This is a genomic window from Catenulispora subtropica (genome assembly GCF_039531675.1).
GTDB lineage: Bacteria > Actinomycetota > Actinomycetes > Streptomycetales > Catenulisporaceae > Catenulispora > Catenulispora subtropica.
Genome location: NZ_BAAAQM010000013.1, coordinates 133,056 through 148,437, shown reverse-complemented (window position 1 = coordinate 148,437; position 15,382 = coordinate 133,056). Strand labels below are relative to the sequence as shown.

The following is a 15,382-nucleotide window of genomic DNA, read 5'->3' as shown; positions in this document are numbered from 1 at the left end:
CGAATCGATTCGACATGACGGTGCCGAGAGGCGCCCGGCCGGACTCGGCCGGGCGCCGTCCCGCAGCGAGCGCTACGGAACCGTCAGCTGAGACTCCACTGCTGGTTGCTCTGACCGTTGCAGGTCCAGAGCTGCACCAGGGCGCCGTCGGCCGTGGACGCGCCGCTCACGTCCAGGCACAGCCCGGACTGCACGCCGGTGATCGTGCCGTTGGCGTTCACCTGCCACTGCTGGTTGGTCTGTCCGTTGCAGGACCAGATGATCACCTTGGTGCCGTCGCTGGTGCCCTTGCCGTTGGCGTCCAGACACATGGTGACCCCGGCGTCGGTGACCGTGAGCTGGTTGGACGCGGTGTGGGTGAAGAGCTGATTGGCCCCGCCCCAGCAGGAGTAGATCTGCACCTGGGTGCCCGCCGTGGTGGAGGCGTTCGGGACGTCCAGGCACTTCCCGGCGCCCACGGCGTGCACCTCGCCGCCGGATCCGCCGCCGCCACCGCCGGTGGTGTAGCCGGCGGCGACGATGTTGGCCTGCACCGCGTTCTCCGTCGCGTCCGAGGGATAGCCGGACGTCATCACGCCTTCGTAGAAGGTGCCGGTCGCGCCCTTGCTGTTGTCGCCGCCGATGCCCAGGATGATCGCGCCCTGCTTCTTCATCGGGTTGTAGCCCGAGACGTTGGGACGAGGTCCGGAGTAGAAGGTGGACAGGCTGCCGGACTGGGCGTTGCCACCTCGGATCGACCACAGGTTCGCGGTGCCCTTGATGATCGCGGTGGTGAAGCGGTAGTTGATCGTCGGGTCGTTGGCGTTGTAGCCGGCGTTCTGCCCGGAGTACAGGCCGTTCTCCATGTCGGCCATGATCCACGGGCCGTTGCCGGTGCCGTAGCCCCAGACCTTGATGTTGCCGAAGTAGATGGCCTCCATCGTGCCGTTGCCGTCGTCGTTGTTGTTCGTCTCGGCGTTGCCGTAGTCGAAGCAGCAACCGCCGTTGTAGTGCGTGCCGTCGAAGATCGCGTACTCACCCTCGGGCTGGTCGCCGGTGGCGATGCCGTTGGTGTGGTCGTTGCGGTAGCCGGTGCCGGAGGCCACGTAGACGCCGTAGGCCTCGTGCCCGTTGAGCATCGCCGGCGCGGCGGTCGCCACGGCGAGGTTGTCCGGGCCGCCCGCGGCGCCGCCGCCGGGCGCCTGGGTGAGGTTGTTGCCGCGGCCGGACTGGTCGTAGATCACCGTGATCACGCAGGTCGTTCCGGCGCAGAACGAGTCCTGGGACGCGGCGTCGGCGTAACCGCCCGCACCCTGCACCCCGATGTCCCGGGTGGTGTTGTCCGAGGACCGGCGCACCTGGTACAGGTTCCCGGCGTAGGCGCCGTACAGCGCGCGGGTCGTGCTGTGCGCCGCGACGCAGGGGGTCCCGCCGGACGCGTAGATGTCGCAGGGGCCGGTGGTCGCGGCCTGGGCGGTCCCGGCCGTGACGGTGAGACCCAGCGTCGCGCCGGCGACCAGCAGGACGGCGGCCGTCAAGCGTGTTAGCGCTCTCAGCCCATGCCGGGATGGTGGCCGCCGTCCGAATACGCCTCTTGCCATGTGAGCTCCTCGCTCTCGTGAGCACGATGCGGTACGCCGCCGTCCCGCCGCCCACGGCTGCCGGACCGGGGCGACGGAACGTTAGCGCTAACATTTCGCCCCGCAGTCGTCGCCTTGGACAGGGTTCGGCGCGGGGATGTCTCGGCGGTAGACGGTGCTGCACGTTGCGTGTTCTGTCAAGGGCTCTGCGCTACGGGCTCGAATCATTTCCCCCGCGCTACGAAAGTTACATCGCCACTTGACACCGCTCACTGATACGCGTTTTCGTGGGTCGCACAGCCTCGCCCTGCGGATGCCGGGCCGATCTTCGCGAAGCTGCTCCTTGTCGAGTCCGACCCGCGGAGATCCAGATGCCCTATCGCAGAATCCTGGCGCGTTCGCGCCGGCCGGTCGCGCTCGCCGTCGCGACGGCGGCCATGCTCACGGTGGCCCAGACCGCCACGGCGGCGACGACGCTGCGCGGTCTGGCCGAGGCCCAGAACCGCTACTTCGGCACCGCGCTGACGGACGGCAACCTGAACAACAGCACCCTGACGAACGTCGCCGGCGCCCAGTTCGACATGGTCACCCCGGGCAACGAGATGAAGTGGGACACCACCGAGCCCTCGAACGGCGGCTACAACTTCGGCCCCGGCGACCAGATCGTCACCTGGGCCAAGAGCCACAACGACCGCGTACGCGGGCACAACCTGGTCTGGCACAGCCAGCTGCCGGGCTGGGTCAGCAGCCTGCCGTCCAACCAGGTCCAGGGCGCGATGGAGGCCCACATCACCACCGAGGCCACGCACTACAAGGGCCAGCTCTACGCCTGGGACGTGGTCAACGAACCCTTCAACGAAGACGGCAGCCTCCGCCAGGACGTCTTCTTCAACGCCATGGGCACCGGATACATCGCGGATGCGTTGCGCACCGCGCACGCCGCGGACCCCAACGCCAAGCTCTACCTGAACGACTACAACATCGAAGGCCAGAACGCCAAGAGCAACGGCATGTACAACCTGGCCCAGTCCCTGCTCGCCCAAGGCGTCCCGCTCAACGGCATCGGCTTCGAAAGCCACTTCATCCTCGGCCAGGTGCCCTCCAGCATGCAGGCCAACATGCAACGCTTCGCCGACCTCGGCCTGGACGTGGCTGTGACGGAACTCGACGACCGGATCACCCTCCCAGCCAGCTCGGCCAACCTGCAACAGCAGGCCGCGGACTACGCCGCGGTGGTCAAGGACTGCTTGGCCGTCAGCCGCTGCGTCGGCGTCTCGCAATGGGGCGTGGGAGACGCCGACTCCTGGATCCCGGGCACATTCCCCGGCCAGGGCGCGGCGACCATGTACGACCAGAACTACCAGCCCAAGCCCGCCTACAACGCCACGGTGACCGCGCTCGGCGGCTCGACCGGAGGCGGTGGCTCAACGACCGGTGAGCTGCATGCGGTGGGGGCGGGGAAGTGTCTGGACGTGCCGAACTCCAGCACCACCGGCGGTACTCAGGTGCAGATCTATTCCTGCAGCGGTGCCGCCAACCAGGTCTTCACCCACACTTCCTCCGGTCAGCTGACCGTGACCGAGGCGGGGACCACGCTGTGCCTGGACGCGAACGCCAAGGGCACCACCAACGGCACCAAGGTGATCATCTGGTCGTGCAACGGGCAGACGAACCAGCAGTGGAACCTGAACGCCAACGGCACGATCACCGGCGTGCAATCAGGACTCTGCCTGGACGTCAACGGAGCCTCCACCGCCAACGGCGCCCTGGTCCAGCTCTGGACCTGCAACGGCCAGAGCAACCAGCAATGGACCCTCGGGTAGGGATCGGGGACGGGACTCCCGCCGCGAGATCAGCCGAACAGGCGGCGTTGGATCTCGCGGCGGTAGTCCTCAAGGGTGTTGTCGATGTGGACCGCCGCCGCGTGCGCCGCGGCTTCGGGGTCGCCGTCCCGGATCGCCTGGTAGATCGCACCGTGCTCGGCGATCGCCTCGTCCGCGTGGCCGCCGACCGTACCGTGCAGGCCGATGATGCTGGACTGGCGCTGAAGCCGGCGCGCCTCGCGGACCGCGGCGACGAGGAAGGCGTTGTGCGAGGCCGCGGCGATCCCGAGGTGGAAGTCGTCGTCGCCGCGGTCGAACAGCGCCGCCTGCCCGGTCACATGCCCTTCGCGGCACAGTTCCGCCGCGTCCGCCAGCGCCCGGAGTTCGGGGGGCGTGGCGTGGACCGCGGCGAGCCGGCTGGCCGCGACCTCCTGGACCCGGCGGAACTCGAAGAGCATGTAGACATGATCGAGGTCGGTCGGAAGGAAGAAGCCGGCCCAGGGCGACGAGCCCAGCATGCCCTCGTCATCGGCGACGTAGAGGCCCCGGCCCTTCTGCGCGCGGACCCGGCCGAGGGCCGAGAGGATCTTGATCGCCTCCCGGACCACGGTCCGGGAGGTCCCCAGCCGGGCCGCCAGCTCGTTCTCGGTCGGCATCCGGTCTCCCGGCCGCAGCCCCGACCCGGCGATGATCTCGAGGATCCGCTCGGCCATGAGCTCGTATCCCGGCCGGTAGGGGACGGTGCCCGCACCAGCCCCCTCCTCCTCCTGCGCTGTCACGCCCGCCATGCAGAGAAGATACACCTCGACTGATGAGTATGACTCTTTCAGCGCCGCACTGACGCCTTGGGCGGCGCTCACCAGGGTAAGCAACGAGATCTTGATAATAAGCATGCTCATTCTCTTGACGGAGCGCCGTGCTGCGGCTCTGATGAGAGATCGATGTCCGACACATTTCCTCAGGCGCCCATCGACGCAAGAGAGGAAGGATCATGATCCCCCGAACCCGCCGACGAGAGGGCGTCAGACGTCCCTCGGCCCTGGCGGCGGCCGCGACGCTCACGGCCGCCGTCGCCACCGCCTTCGGCGCGGCGACCGTGTCCCACGCCGCGACCGCCGCCACTCTGTACGTCTCCCCCACCGGTTCCGGGACAGCCTGTTCAGCCGGCGCGCCCTGTTCCATCACCCAGGCCCAGTCCTCGGTCCGGACGATGAACACGAACATGACCGGCGACATCGTCGTCCAGCTGGCCGGCGGGACCTACCGGTTGTCCGCACCGCTGGTGTTCACCGCGGCCGACTCGGGGACGAACGGCTACACCGTCTCCTGGCAGGCGGCACCCGGCGCGACGCCGGTGCTGTCCGGCGGGCAGCAGGTGAGCGGTTGGACGCTGCACGACTCGGCTGACAACATCTGGGCCGCGGCGGTGCCGGCCGGGGCCGACTCGCGGCAGCTGTACGTCGACGGCGCGCTCGCGCCCCGCGCCGCGATCACGATCTCGCGCAACGACGTGCAGATCACCGCCAGCGGCATGAATATCGTGAACTCGGCGCTGAACTACCTGGCGACGCTGCCTCAGCAGAACCGGATCGAACTGGAGAGCCAGAACTCGTTCACCGACCGGTACGCACCGGTGTCGAGCATCAACGGCACCACGATCACCATGCAGCAGCCGGCGTGGAACAACAACAACTGGGGCTATGACACGCTCGCCCGGCCCTTCGCCGGGGGCCAGCTGTCCCTGGAGAACTCGTACTCCTTCCTGAAGAACGCCGGGCAGTGGTTCCTCGACCCGCAGGCCGGACAGCTGTACTACAAGGCGGCCTCCGGGCAGTCGCCGTCCGGCCACGACATCGAGCTGCCGCACCTGACCTCGCTGGTCCAGATGAGCGGCAGCTACAGCACGCCGGTGTCGCACATCGCCTTCCAGGGCATCGCGTTCGAGCACACCACGTGGCTGGGGCCGAGCAGCTCGATCGGCTACGCCGACCAGCAGACCGGCACGTTCCTGGCGAAGCAGTACACCCAGCCCGGCGATTTCCTGTCCTCCTGCCAGTCCGGCTGCCAGCTGTTCGAGGCCACGCGCAACAGCTGGAACCAGGTCCCGGCGGCGGTCCAGGTCTCGGCCGCGTCCCACATCACGTTCAGCGGGGACACGTTCACCCACCTCGGCCAGGTCGGTCTCGGCATCGGCAACGACGCGGACGCCAACGCCTCGGGCGTCGGCCTGGGCGCCGCCGACATCACGGCCGACCACGACACCTTCACGGACGACTCCGGAGCGGGGATCGTCGTCGGCGGAGTGCAGCCGGACGCACACCACCCGTCGAACGCCGCGATGACCGTGCAGAACGTCACGCTCACCAACAACCTGGTGACCGGCGTCGCCGAGGACTACAAGGACATGTCCGGGATCCTGTCGACGTATGCCACCCACACCGACATCGAGCACAACGAGGTGTCGAACCTGGCGTACGACGGCATCGACGTCGGCTGGGGCTGGGGCATGAACGACCCCGGCGGCAGCCAGGACTACGTCAACCGCGGCACCTACAACTACCAGCCGATCTACTCGACCCCGACGACGCTGAAGAACAGCGTCGTCAGCTACAACAAGGTGCACGGCACCAAGAAGGTCTTCCACGACGGCGGCAGCATCTACACCCTGTCGGCCGACCCCGGCGCGACCATCAACAACAACTACATCTACGACAACCAGCACACCGTCGGCCTGTATCTGGACGAGGGCTCGCGCTACGAGACCCTGTCGAACAACGTCGTGCAGGACACCGGCGTGTGGGCGTTCACGAACGCCAACAGCAACAACAACACGAACGACAGCACGTTCTCCGACAACTGGTACAACTCCGGAGCGACCAATGTCGCCACCGGCTCTCCGCACAACAACGTCCTGACCGGCAACGTCCAGGTCAGTGGAGCCTGGCCGACAGCTGCCCAGCAGGTCATCGACGGCTCCGGCGTCTCCGGGAGTACCGGAGGCTCGAACACCGGTGAGCTGCACGCGGTCGGTGCCGCGAAGTGTCTGGACGTGCCGAACTCCAGCACCACCGGCGGCACCCAGCTCCAGATCTACACCTGCTCGGGCGGCACCAACCAGGTCTTCACCCGAACCGCGTCCGGTCAGCTCACGGTGTACTCCGGCAGCACCCAGATGTGCCTGGATGCCAACGCCAAGGGCACCACCAACGGCACCAAGGTGATCATCTGGTCGTGTAACGGGCAGACGAACCAGCAGTGGAACCTGAACGCCGACGGCACGATCACCGGCGTGCAATCAGGACTCTGCCTGGACGTCAGCGGCGCCTCCACCGCCAACGGCGCCCTGGTCCAGCTGTGGACCTGCAACGGCCAGACCAACCAGCAATGGAAGCTCGGCTGACCACGACCCGCCATCTGTTCCGCACCGTTCATCAAGCTCTCGGCTCGAATCGATTCGAGAGCCGCCACCTCGGAGGTGAACCCGTGTTCAGATCCATCATCAGGGGCCTGCGCAGACCCCTGCGCCCCGTCCTGGCGCTCGCGTTCGCGGCCGTCCTGGCCGTCGCCGGTGTGCAGGTCGCGGCGTCCACGGCGCAGGCCACGGCCTCACAGGCCGCGGCACCCCAGGCCGCCACGTCGTTGCCCTGCGACGTCTACGCCAGCGGTGGCACACCGTGCGCCGCGGCGTACAGCACCGTGCGCGCGCTGTACGCGGCCTACAACGGCCCGCTCTACCAGATCCAGCGCGCGTCCGACAACACGCGCATGGACGTCGGCCTGCTCGCGGCGGGCGACTACGCCAACGGCGCCGCACAGGTCTCGTTCTGCGCCAACACGTCCTGCACGATCACGAAGCTCTACGACCAGACCTCCCACCACAACGACATGCCGATCTCCTGGGGCGGGTTCTGGAAGGGCCCCGGCCCGAACGGCTCGGACGTCGGCGCGGACGCCATGGCGCTGCCGGTGACGGTCGGCGGCCACGCGGTGTTCGGCGTCAAGGTCCACCCCGGCGTCGGCTACCGCGTCGACAACACCGTCGGCGTGCCCACCGGATCCCAGCCGGAGGGGATCTACATGGTCACCTCCTCCGACTACTACAACTCACAGTGCTGTTTCGACTTCGGCTCCGCCGAGACCAGTCACAACGACGACGGCAACGCGACGATGAACGCCATCGAGTGGGGCAACGCGTGCTGGTTCGGCGGCTGCACCGGACCCGGGCCCTGGGTCGAGGCCGACCTCGAGAACGGCATGTACAGCACCAACCGCGGCCCCAACAACGCGGACAACCCCGGCGTGAGCCACCGGTTCGTCAGCGCGTGGGAGAAGGAGAACGGCACCTCCGACTTCACCCTCAAGAACGGCGACGCGACCACCGGCGGCCTCACGACGACATATTCAGGAGCACTCCCCAACAACTACTCGCCGATGAAGGTGCAGCCGGACGTCGAACTGGGCACCGGCGGCGACAACAGCAACGGCGGCCAGGGCGAGTTCTTCGAGGGCGCCGTCACCTCCGGTTTCCCCTCGGACGCGACGGAGAACGCGGTCCAGGCGGCCCTCACCACGGCCGGCTACACCGCTCCGGCCCCGCCCCCGGGCGGCCCGCTCCACGCGGTCGGCGCCGGCAAGTGCCTGGACGTGCCGAACGCCAGCACCACCGGCGGCACCCAGCTCCAGATCTACACCTGCAACGGCCAGAGCAACCAGACCTTCAACCACACCTCGTCCGGAGCGCTGACCGTGACCGACTCCGGCACCACGATGTGCCTGGACGCCAACGGCCAGGGCACCACCAACGGCACCAAGGTGATCATCTGGTCGTGCAACGGGCAGACGAACCAGCAGTGGAACCTGAACGCCAACGGCACGATCACCGGCGTGCAATCAGGACTCTGCCTGGACGTCAGCGGCGCCTCCACCGCCAACGGCGCCCTGGTCCAGCTGTGGACCTGCAACGGCCAGAGCAACCAGCAATGGAAGCTCGGCTGATATCACTTCCCACACGTGCCGGGGCGGCGTAGGGGGCCGCCCCGGCACCCCTTGACGAGCGACCCGACGAGCGACCCGACCGCAGCGCTCTGCGCTTGCTTCAAGTCGACGGCCCGCGTAGGCGGCCAGCGGCCGAGACGGACGGCGGCTCACGCAAGTGCCGACGGAGAGACACGGCCAGGGCGCCGAATCGCCGGATCGCCGGTCCGCCAGAGCCAGCACGCCACGTCGACCGGGTCGCAAGGTCGCCGGGTCCCATGGGTCGCCGGTTCGCCAGCGAGCCAGGTCGCCAGGTCGCCAGGTCGCCAGGTCGCCAGGTCGCCAGGTCGCAGCATCGCCGAAAGGACTGAAGATGTCTCCCTCCTCCCCCTCCCCCATCAGCCGCCGCGCTGTGCTCTCCGCCGGGACCGCGGGCGCCGCCGCCGCGTTCGGGCTGCTCCGGTTCGCTCCCGAGGTGTCGGCCAACGCCGGTCCGCAGAGCTACACGGCCTCGTGGTCATCGGTGGACCAGCATCCGCCGACTCCGGAGTGGTTCCAGGACGCCAAGTTCGGGATCTACTACCACTGGGGCGTGTTCTCGGTCCCGGCCTTCGGCAACGAGTGGTACCCGCGGAACATGTACAACCGCGGATCGGCCGAGAACCAGCACCACATCAACACCTACGGCGACCCATCGGTGTGGCCGTACCACAACTTCATCCTCGGGGCGAACGACAAGTCCGGGCAGTTCACCAAGTTCGCGCCCAAGCTGGTCTCGGCCGGCGGGAGCTGGGATCCGAACGCGTGGGCGCAGCTGTTCAAGAACGCGGGCGCCCGGTTCGCCGGCCCCGTAGCCGAGCACCATGACGGCTACTCGATGTGGAACAGCCAGGCCAACGAGTGGAACTCGGTGAAGACCGGGCCCGGCCTGGATTTGGTGGGCCTGCATGCCCAGGCCATCCGCGGGCAGGGCCTGAAGTTCATGGCCTCGCTGCACCACGCCTACCACTTCCAGGGCTACTACCAGTACGTACCGCAGCAGTCGACCGCGACGCTGCAAAAGCTCTACGGGCAGATGGGCAGCACCGCGGAGAACCAGCTGTGGTACAGCAAGCTGGTCGAGGTCGTCAACGGCTACCAGCCCGACCTGATCTGGCAGGACTTCGACCTCAGCGGCGTCCAGGAATCCCAGCGCCTGGCTTTCCTGGCGTACTACTACAACCAGGCCGTCTCCTGGAACAAGGACGTCGTGGCCACTTACAAGGACGGTTTCGACACCGCCGGCGAGGTCTTCGACTTCGAGCGCGGCGGACCCGGCGGCCTGCTCTCCCCCTACTGGCTCACCGACGACTCCATCTCCTCCTCCAGCTGGTGCTACACGGTCGGTATCGGCTACTACACGACGCAGGCGCTCCTGCACGCGCTCATCGACCGAGTGGCCAAAGGCGGCAACATGCTGCTGAACATCGCTCCGATGGCCGACGGCACGATCCCCTCCGACCAGCAGAACATCCTGCTGGGCATGGGTGACTGGCTCGGCCGCTTCGGCGAGTCGATCTACGCCACCCGCGCGTGGTCCTCGTACGGTGAGGGCCCGACGGCGATGGGCGGCGGCTCCTTCTCCGGCCCCAAGGCGGGAGTGCCGCAGGACGTCAGGTTCACCCGCAGCAAGGACAACACCGTCCTTTACGCCACCGCGTTGGGCTGGCAGGGCGGGACCATGACCGTGACCACACTCAACTCCAACCAGATCAACCTCAGCACCCTGGTCTCCGCGCAGCTGCTGAACAACACCGCCGGGACCTACATCAACCTGCCCGCGCCCACTCAGGACGCCGGCGGGCTGCACTTCACCATGCCCTCGTCCAACCCGCCGTTCAGCGCCCTGGCCTACACCGTCAAGCTGACCTTCTCCGGGCAGATCCCGCCGCTCGGCTCCGGGCCGCTCCCCACCGGGTGGGCGAAGATCGTCAACGCCACCAGCGGGCTCGTCCTCGACAGCGGTGGCAACGTCGCATCCGGTTCGAACCTGAAGCAGTGGAACTACGACGGGAGCACCAACCTGCAGTGGCAGCTGGTCCCGCTCGGCGGCGGCTACTACCGGATCGTCAACCGCACCAACGGCATGGTCGCCGACAGCTGGGGCGACGCAGCCAACGGCGCGCCGGCGCGGCAGACATCGTGGAACGGCGGCAACAACCAGCAGTGGAGCCTCACCAGCGCGGGAAACGGTCGGTACCACATCGTCAACCGGGGCACCGGAACCGCTCTGGACGGCGCCGGCAGCACGACGGCCGGGGCGACCACGGTGATGTGGGCGCCCAACGCCAGCACCAACAACCAGTGGTCGATCACCGCAGTCTGATCGTGGTCTGATCGTGGTCTGATCGTGGTCTGATCGCGGTCTGATCCCGACCTGATCGCGACATGGTCGCGGCCTGGCCACACGAGCCACCGGTGGCGGGAAGGACACCTCCCGCCACCGGTGTCCCCGGCGTCAGCTCGTGGTGCAGCTCAGCGTGGGAGAGGCGTTGGTCCCCGAGAAAGTCGCCTGGAAGCCGAAGCTCGTGTTCCCGCCGGGTGCGATCGAACCGTTGTAGCCGGCGTTCGTGATGGTCACGGCGCCCGCTCCGGTTCCGGCCAGGACGCCGTTCCAGACGTTGGTGATCTGCTGGCCGCCGCCCCAGGTCCACGTCACCTTCCAGCCGGTGCTGGGAGCCGTCCCGTTGTTCGTCACCGTGACACTGGCGGTGAAGCCGTTGTTCCACTGGCTGGTCACCGAGTACGCGGCGGCGCAGCCTCCTCCGCCTCCCCCGCCGGAAGACGTCGTCGCGGTCACCGCGGAGGACTGGGCCGAGACGTTGCCGGCGGCGTCGTAGGCGGCGACCTGGTACGAGTACTGCGTCGACGCCGAGAGCCCGGAGTCGGTGAAAGCGGTGCCGGCGCTCGTGCCGACCTGCACGCCGTTGCGATACACCCGATATCCGGCCACGCCGACGTCGTCCGCCGACGGCGACCACGACAGCGCCACCGAGGAACTGGTGACACCCGTGACGGCGAGGTTCGACGGCACCGACGGCGGAGTCGTGTCACCACCGCCACCGCTCTGGTCCAGGCCGAAGAAGTGGACGGCGACGGCTGCCATACCGCTCATCGGCAGGGAATGGCCGGTGTTGGCGATGCTGTAGGCATCCACCTGCGCGACGCCGGAACTGTTCGCGTAGGTGGTGTGGGTCCACCCGGACTGCGGATGGTCTGTCGTGCTCGGGGTCTGCGACACACCTGTCACGTTCGTCCACTGCTTGATCTCTTCGCCGAAGTTCACATAGGACAGCGTGGTGTCGTCGGTGCCGTGCCACAGCTGCATGCGGGGCCGCACGCCGGTGTAGCCCGGGTAGGCGGCGCGGACCAGGTCGCCCCACTGCTGGGGAGTCTTCGTGATCTGTCCCTGCGCGCAGGCGGAGTTCCACTGCGAGCCGTCGGTGGTGGCGAAGCACCCGAACGGCACGCCCATGAAAGCCGCGCCGGCCTTGAACACGTCCGGGTAGTCGCCGAGCATCACGTTGGTGGCCATGCCGCCGGAGGACGCACCGGTGACGTAGACCCGGCTCGCGTCGCCGTTGTCGTGCTGTTCGATGTACTGGATCATCGAGATCAGCCCGGCCGGGTCGTTGGCGCCGTTGTGGGTCAGCGAGCTGGGCGACGACACGTCCCAGCAGTCGTAGCTCCGGGTGACCGACGGGTAGACGACGATGAAGCCGTACCGGTCGGCCAGCGAGGCGAACTCGGTCCCGGAGTAGAACGCGGGACCGGACCCGGTGCAGTTGTGCAGGGCCAGCAGGATGGGCGGATGCGCCTGGACGCTCGCCGGGACGTACTCGTACATCTGCAGGTTGGTGGGGTTGTAGCCGAAGTTCGTGACCTGCACCAGGGACGCCGCCGACGCCTCGGGCGCGGCGACCGCACCGGACACGGCCGCCGCGACGTAGGTGAACATCGCCAGCACCGCGGCGATGATCCGTCTGCCGGATCTCATGGGACCTCCTGCGCGAATGCGGAGTGCCGTCGAATCTGTTCGACGGCGTGCATCCGACGCTAGGAACGGCCCGCAGGTCCGGCCAAGCAAAAGGGAGTAACTGGTGGATTTCTCCTGATACCAGGCGAAACTTTCACATCGGGCGATCGTTCCACGCCGGTGAGGCCGGCGGTCCCAGGGCGTCGACGCGCACGCCGCCCTGCGCGTCGACGCCGAAGTCGATGCGCGGGGCGGCGTGGTCCCAGGGGGACGTCGACGTCCCGGTCACGGAGATCCCAGGTCGCGGTACTCGTGATATCTGGCACGCAGCCAGGGGACGGCTTCGGCGTGGCAGAGTTCGGTCTCGGCCGTGGCCCAGCGCGGTGGCTCGTCCCCACCATCGAGCACCCAAGCGGCTTGGACCGCGGCCCCGTCGGCGACGTATTCGCCGGGTGGCGGGACCAGCACGGGGCGGCCGAGGACGGCCGGGGCGATGGCGCGGACGGCTTCGGAGCGTGCGGCGCCGCCGATGAGCAGGACGCGCTCGACCGGGACGCCGAGTGCGGTGAGCGCGTCCAGGCCGTCGGCCAGACCGCAGAGCATGCCCTCGACATAGGCGCGGGCCAGGTGCGCGGGGCTGGAGTTGGCCAGGCGCAGCCCGTGCAGCGAGCCGGCCGCGTCCGGGCGGTTGGGAGTGCGCTCGCCTTCCAGGTAGGGGATCAGCGTCAGACCGTCGGCGCCCGCCGGGGCGGACAATGCCAGCCGGGACAGCTCGCCGAGGCTGACGCCGAGCACGGCCGCGGCGGCATCCAGGACGCGCGCGGCGTTGAGGGTGCAGACCAGGGGCAGGTGGCGGCCGGTCGCGTCGGCGAACCCGGCGACGGTGCCGGTCGGTTCGGCGGTCGGGGCCTCGGAGACCGCGAACACGGTGCCGGAGGTGCCGATCGACACCACGACGTCGCCGGGGCGGGCGCCGAGCCCGAGGGCCGCCCCCGCGTTGTCCCCGGCGCCGGGTCCCAGGATCAGCGGGTCGGTCTCCGCCGCACCGAGGCGGGCGCGCGCGGAGCCGGCGTTGAGCAGCCCGGCCGCGGCGAACCCGGTGGGCTCCAGCACTCCGGCCCGCTCGGCCGGGCCGAGCACGCGCGGGAGCAGCGGCTTACCGCCGAAGGCCCGTTCCAGCAGGTCGGTCCGGTATTCACCGGAGGCGGGGGACCAGTAGCCGGTGCCGGAGGCGTCGCTGCGGTCGGTGGTCAGGGTGCCGATGTCGCGGCCGTCGGTGAGGCGCCAGGTGAGCCAGTCGTGCGGCAGGCACACCGCCGCGACCCGGGCCGCCTTCTCCGGCTCGTGCTCGGCGAGCCACCGGAGCTTGGTCACGGTGAACGACGCGACCGGGACGGTGCCGACCGCGTCCGCCCACTGCTGGGCGCCGAGCTCGGCGACCAGGTCCGCGGCGGCGCGCGCCGAGCGGGTGTCGTTCCACAGCAGCGCGGGACGCACGACCGAGCCCTCGGCGTCCAGGCAGACCATGCCGTGCTGCTGCGCGGCGATGGACAGCGCGGCGACGTCGCCGAGGCCGCCGGCCTCGGCGACCGCCTGGCACAGCGCGTCCCACCAGGCGGCCGGGTGCACTTCGGTGCCGTCGGGATGCCGTGCGGAGCCGGAGCGGACCAGGACGCCGGTGTCGGCGTCCCGGATCACGACCTTGCAGGACTGGGTCGAGGAGTCGACCCCGGCGACCAGGCGCTGAGTCACCGGGCGCCCATCAGGTGCTCGATCGCGAGCTGGTTCAGCCGCACGAAGCCGGCTCCGCGCGCGCCCACGGCGTCCGGGTCGAAGTCCTCGAACGCGCCGCGGTCGGTGAGCAGGTCGGCGTAGGTCTCGCCGGCGGCGAGGGTCGGGGTGGCGAGCTCGGCGACGCGGGCGACGGCGAAGGCCTCCTGGACCTCGGGGTCGGCGCGGAAGGCGGCGGCGCGCTCCTTGAGCAGCAGGTAGGTGCGCATGTTGGCGGCGGCGGACTGCCACACGCCGGTGATGTCCTCGGTGCGGGCGGGCTTGTAGTCGAAGTGCCGGGGGCCTTCGTAGCCGCCGTTCTCCAGCAGGTCGACGAGGAAGAAGGCGTTGAGCAGGTCGCCGTGCCCGAAGACCAGGTCCTGGTCGTACTTCGCGCCGCGCTGGCCGTTGAGGTCGATGTGGAACAGCTTGCCGTGCCACAGCGCCTGCGCGATGCCGTGCACGAAGTTCAGGCCGGCCATCTGCTCGTGCCCGACCTCGGGGTTGAGCCCGACCATGTCGGCGTGCTCCAGGGTGCCGATGAAGGCCAGGGCGTGGCCGACGGTCGGCAGCAGGATGTCGCCGCGGGGCTCGTTCGGCTTGGGCTCCAGGGCGAAACGGAGATCGTAGCCGCGGTCGGTGACGTAGGCGGCCAGGGTGTCCAGGCCTTCGCGGTAGCGGTCCAGGGCGGCGCGGACGTCCTTGGCGGCGTCGGACTCGGAGCCCTCGCGGCCGCCCCAGAAGACGTAGGTGTGGGCGCCGAGCTCGGCGGCCAGGTCGAGGTTCCGCATCACCTTGCGCAGGGCGAAACGGCGCACGTCGCGGTCGTTGGCGGTGAAGGCGCCGTCCTTGAAGACCGGGTGCTTGAAGAGGTTGGTGGTGGCCATGGGGACCTTCAGGCCGGTCTCGTCCAGGGCCGCTTTGAAGCGCTCGATGTGCTTGGCCCGGTCGGCTTCGTCGGCGCCGAAGGGGATGAGGTCGTCGTCGTGGAACGTGACGCCGTAGGCACCGAGCTCGGCCAGGCGGTGCACGGTCTCGACCGGGTCCAGCGCCGGGCGCGTCGGGTCGCCGAACGGGTCGTTGGCGGGCCAGCCCACGGTCCACAGACCGAAGGTGAACTTGTCGGCGGGGGAAGGCGTAGCGGGCATCGCAGACTCCTGGCGCGCGCGAAGGGATACGGAGGGAGACGAAGGGAGACGAAGGGACGGCAGAAGGAATTGTTTGATGGATGAACTTATGGT

General features: G+C 68.9%; 10 protein-coding genes. 4 read left to right on the top strand and 6 right to left on the bottom strand.

The window, feature by feature from the left end; translation table 11 throughout:
* Window positions 1-83 precede the first annotated feature (83 nt).
* Window positions 84-1,580, bottom strand: coding sequence for an arabinofuranosidase catalytic domain-containing protein (locus ABD466_RS14040; protein WP_344657446.1), 1,497 nt, complete (start codon window positions 1,578-1,580; stop codon window positions 84-86).
* Between the two features lie 350 nt (window positions 1,581-1,930).
* Between ABD466_RS14040 and ABD466_RS14035 the strand changes: the two genes are divergently transcribed.
* Window positions 1,931-3,382, top strand: a complete 1,452-nt coding sequence (locus ABD466_RS14035; protein ID WP_344657445.1) for a lectin — start codon at window positions 1,931-1,933, stop codon at window positions 3,380-3,382.
* A gap of 29 nt (window positions 3,383-3,411) precedes the next feature.
* Here the strand turns inward: ABD466_RS14035 and ABD466_RS14030 are convergent, their stop codons facing one another.
* Entirely contained in the window at window positions 3,412-4,095 is a 684-nt protein-coding gene (locus ABD466_RS14030; RefSeq protein ID WP_344657475.1) for a FadR/GntR family transcriptional regulator, read from the bottom strand.
* Between the two features lie 278 nt (window positions 4,096-4,373).
* Here ABD466_RS14030 and ABD466_RS14025 point away from each other — a divergent pair, with 278 nt between their 5' ends.
* The 3 genes from ABD466_RS14025 (at window position 4,374) to ABD466_RS14015 (ending at window position 10,721) form a co-directional block, all read left to right on the top strand.
* Complete coding sequence (locus ABD466_RS14025; RefSeq protein ID WP_344657444.1) at window positions 4,374-6,782, top strand: ricin-type beta-trefoil lectin domain protein; 2,409 nt, start codon at window positions 4,374-4,376, stop codon at window positions 6,780-6,782.
* Window positions 6,783-6,865: 83 nt separating this feature from the next.
* Window positions 6,866-8,377: a lectin gene (locus ABD466_RS14020; RefSeq protein WP_344657443.1), complete on the top strand. Its 1,512-nt coding sequence runs from the start codon at window positions 6,866-6,868 to the stop codon at window positions 8,375-8,377.
* Window positions 8,378-8,729: 352 nt separating this feature from the next.
* Window positions 8,730-10,721, top strand: coding sequence for an alpha-L-fucosidase (locus ABD466_RS14015; protein ID WP_344657442.1), 1,992 nt, complete (start codon window positions 8,730-8,732; stop codon window positions 10,719-10,721).
* Between the two features lie 132 nt (window positions 10,722-10,853).
* On the opposite strand, the gene ABD466_RS14010 is transcribed toward ABD466_RS14015, so the two are convergent.
* The 4 genes from ABD466_RS14010 to xylA all read right to left on the bottom strand — a co-directional run bounded on the left by ABD466_RS14010 (window position 10,854) and on the right by xylA (window position 15,289).
* Window positions 10,854-12,392, bottom strand: coding sequence for an extracellular catalytic domain type 1 short-chain-length polyhydroxyalkanoate depolymerase (locus ABD466_RS14010; RefSeq protein WP_344657441.1), 1,539 nt, complete (start codon window positions 12,390-12,392; stop codon window positions 10,854-10,856).
* Between the two features lie 133 nt (window positions 12,393-12,525).
* A complete protein-coding gene (locus ABD466_RS14005; RefSeq protein ID WP_344657440.1) occupies window positions 12,526-12,660 on the bottom strand; it encodes a hypothetical protein in 135 nt (44 codons plus the stop codon).
* Window positions 12,657-14,123: a xylulokinase gene (gene xylB, locus ABD466_RS14000; protein ID WP_344657439.1), complete on the bottom strand. Its 1,467-nt coding sequence runs from the start codon at window positions 14,121-14,123 to the stop codon at window positions 12,657-12,659. The genes ABD466_RS14005 and xylB overlap by 4 nt, the downstream gene beginning before the upstream one ends.
* Window positions 14,120-15,289, bottom strand: a complete 1,170-nt coding sequence (gene xylA, locus ABD466_RS13995) for a xylose isomerase (protein ID WP_344657438.1) — start codon at window positions 15,287-15,289, stop codon at window positions 14,120-14,122. Before xylA ends, xylB begins: the two co-directional genes overlap by 4 nt.
* Window positions 15,290-15,382: the final 93 nt, after the last annotated feature.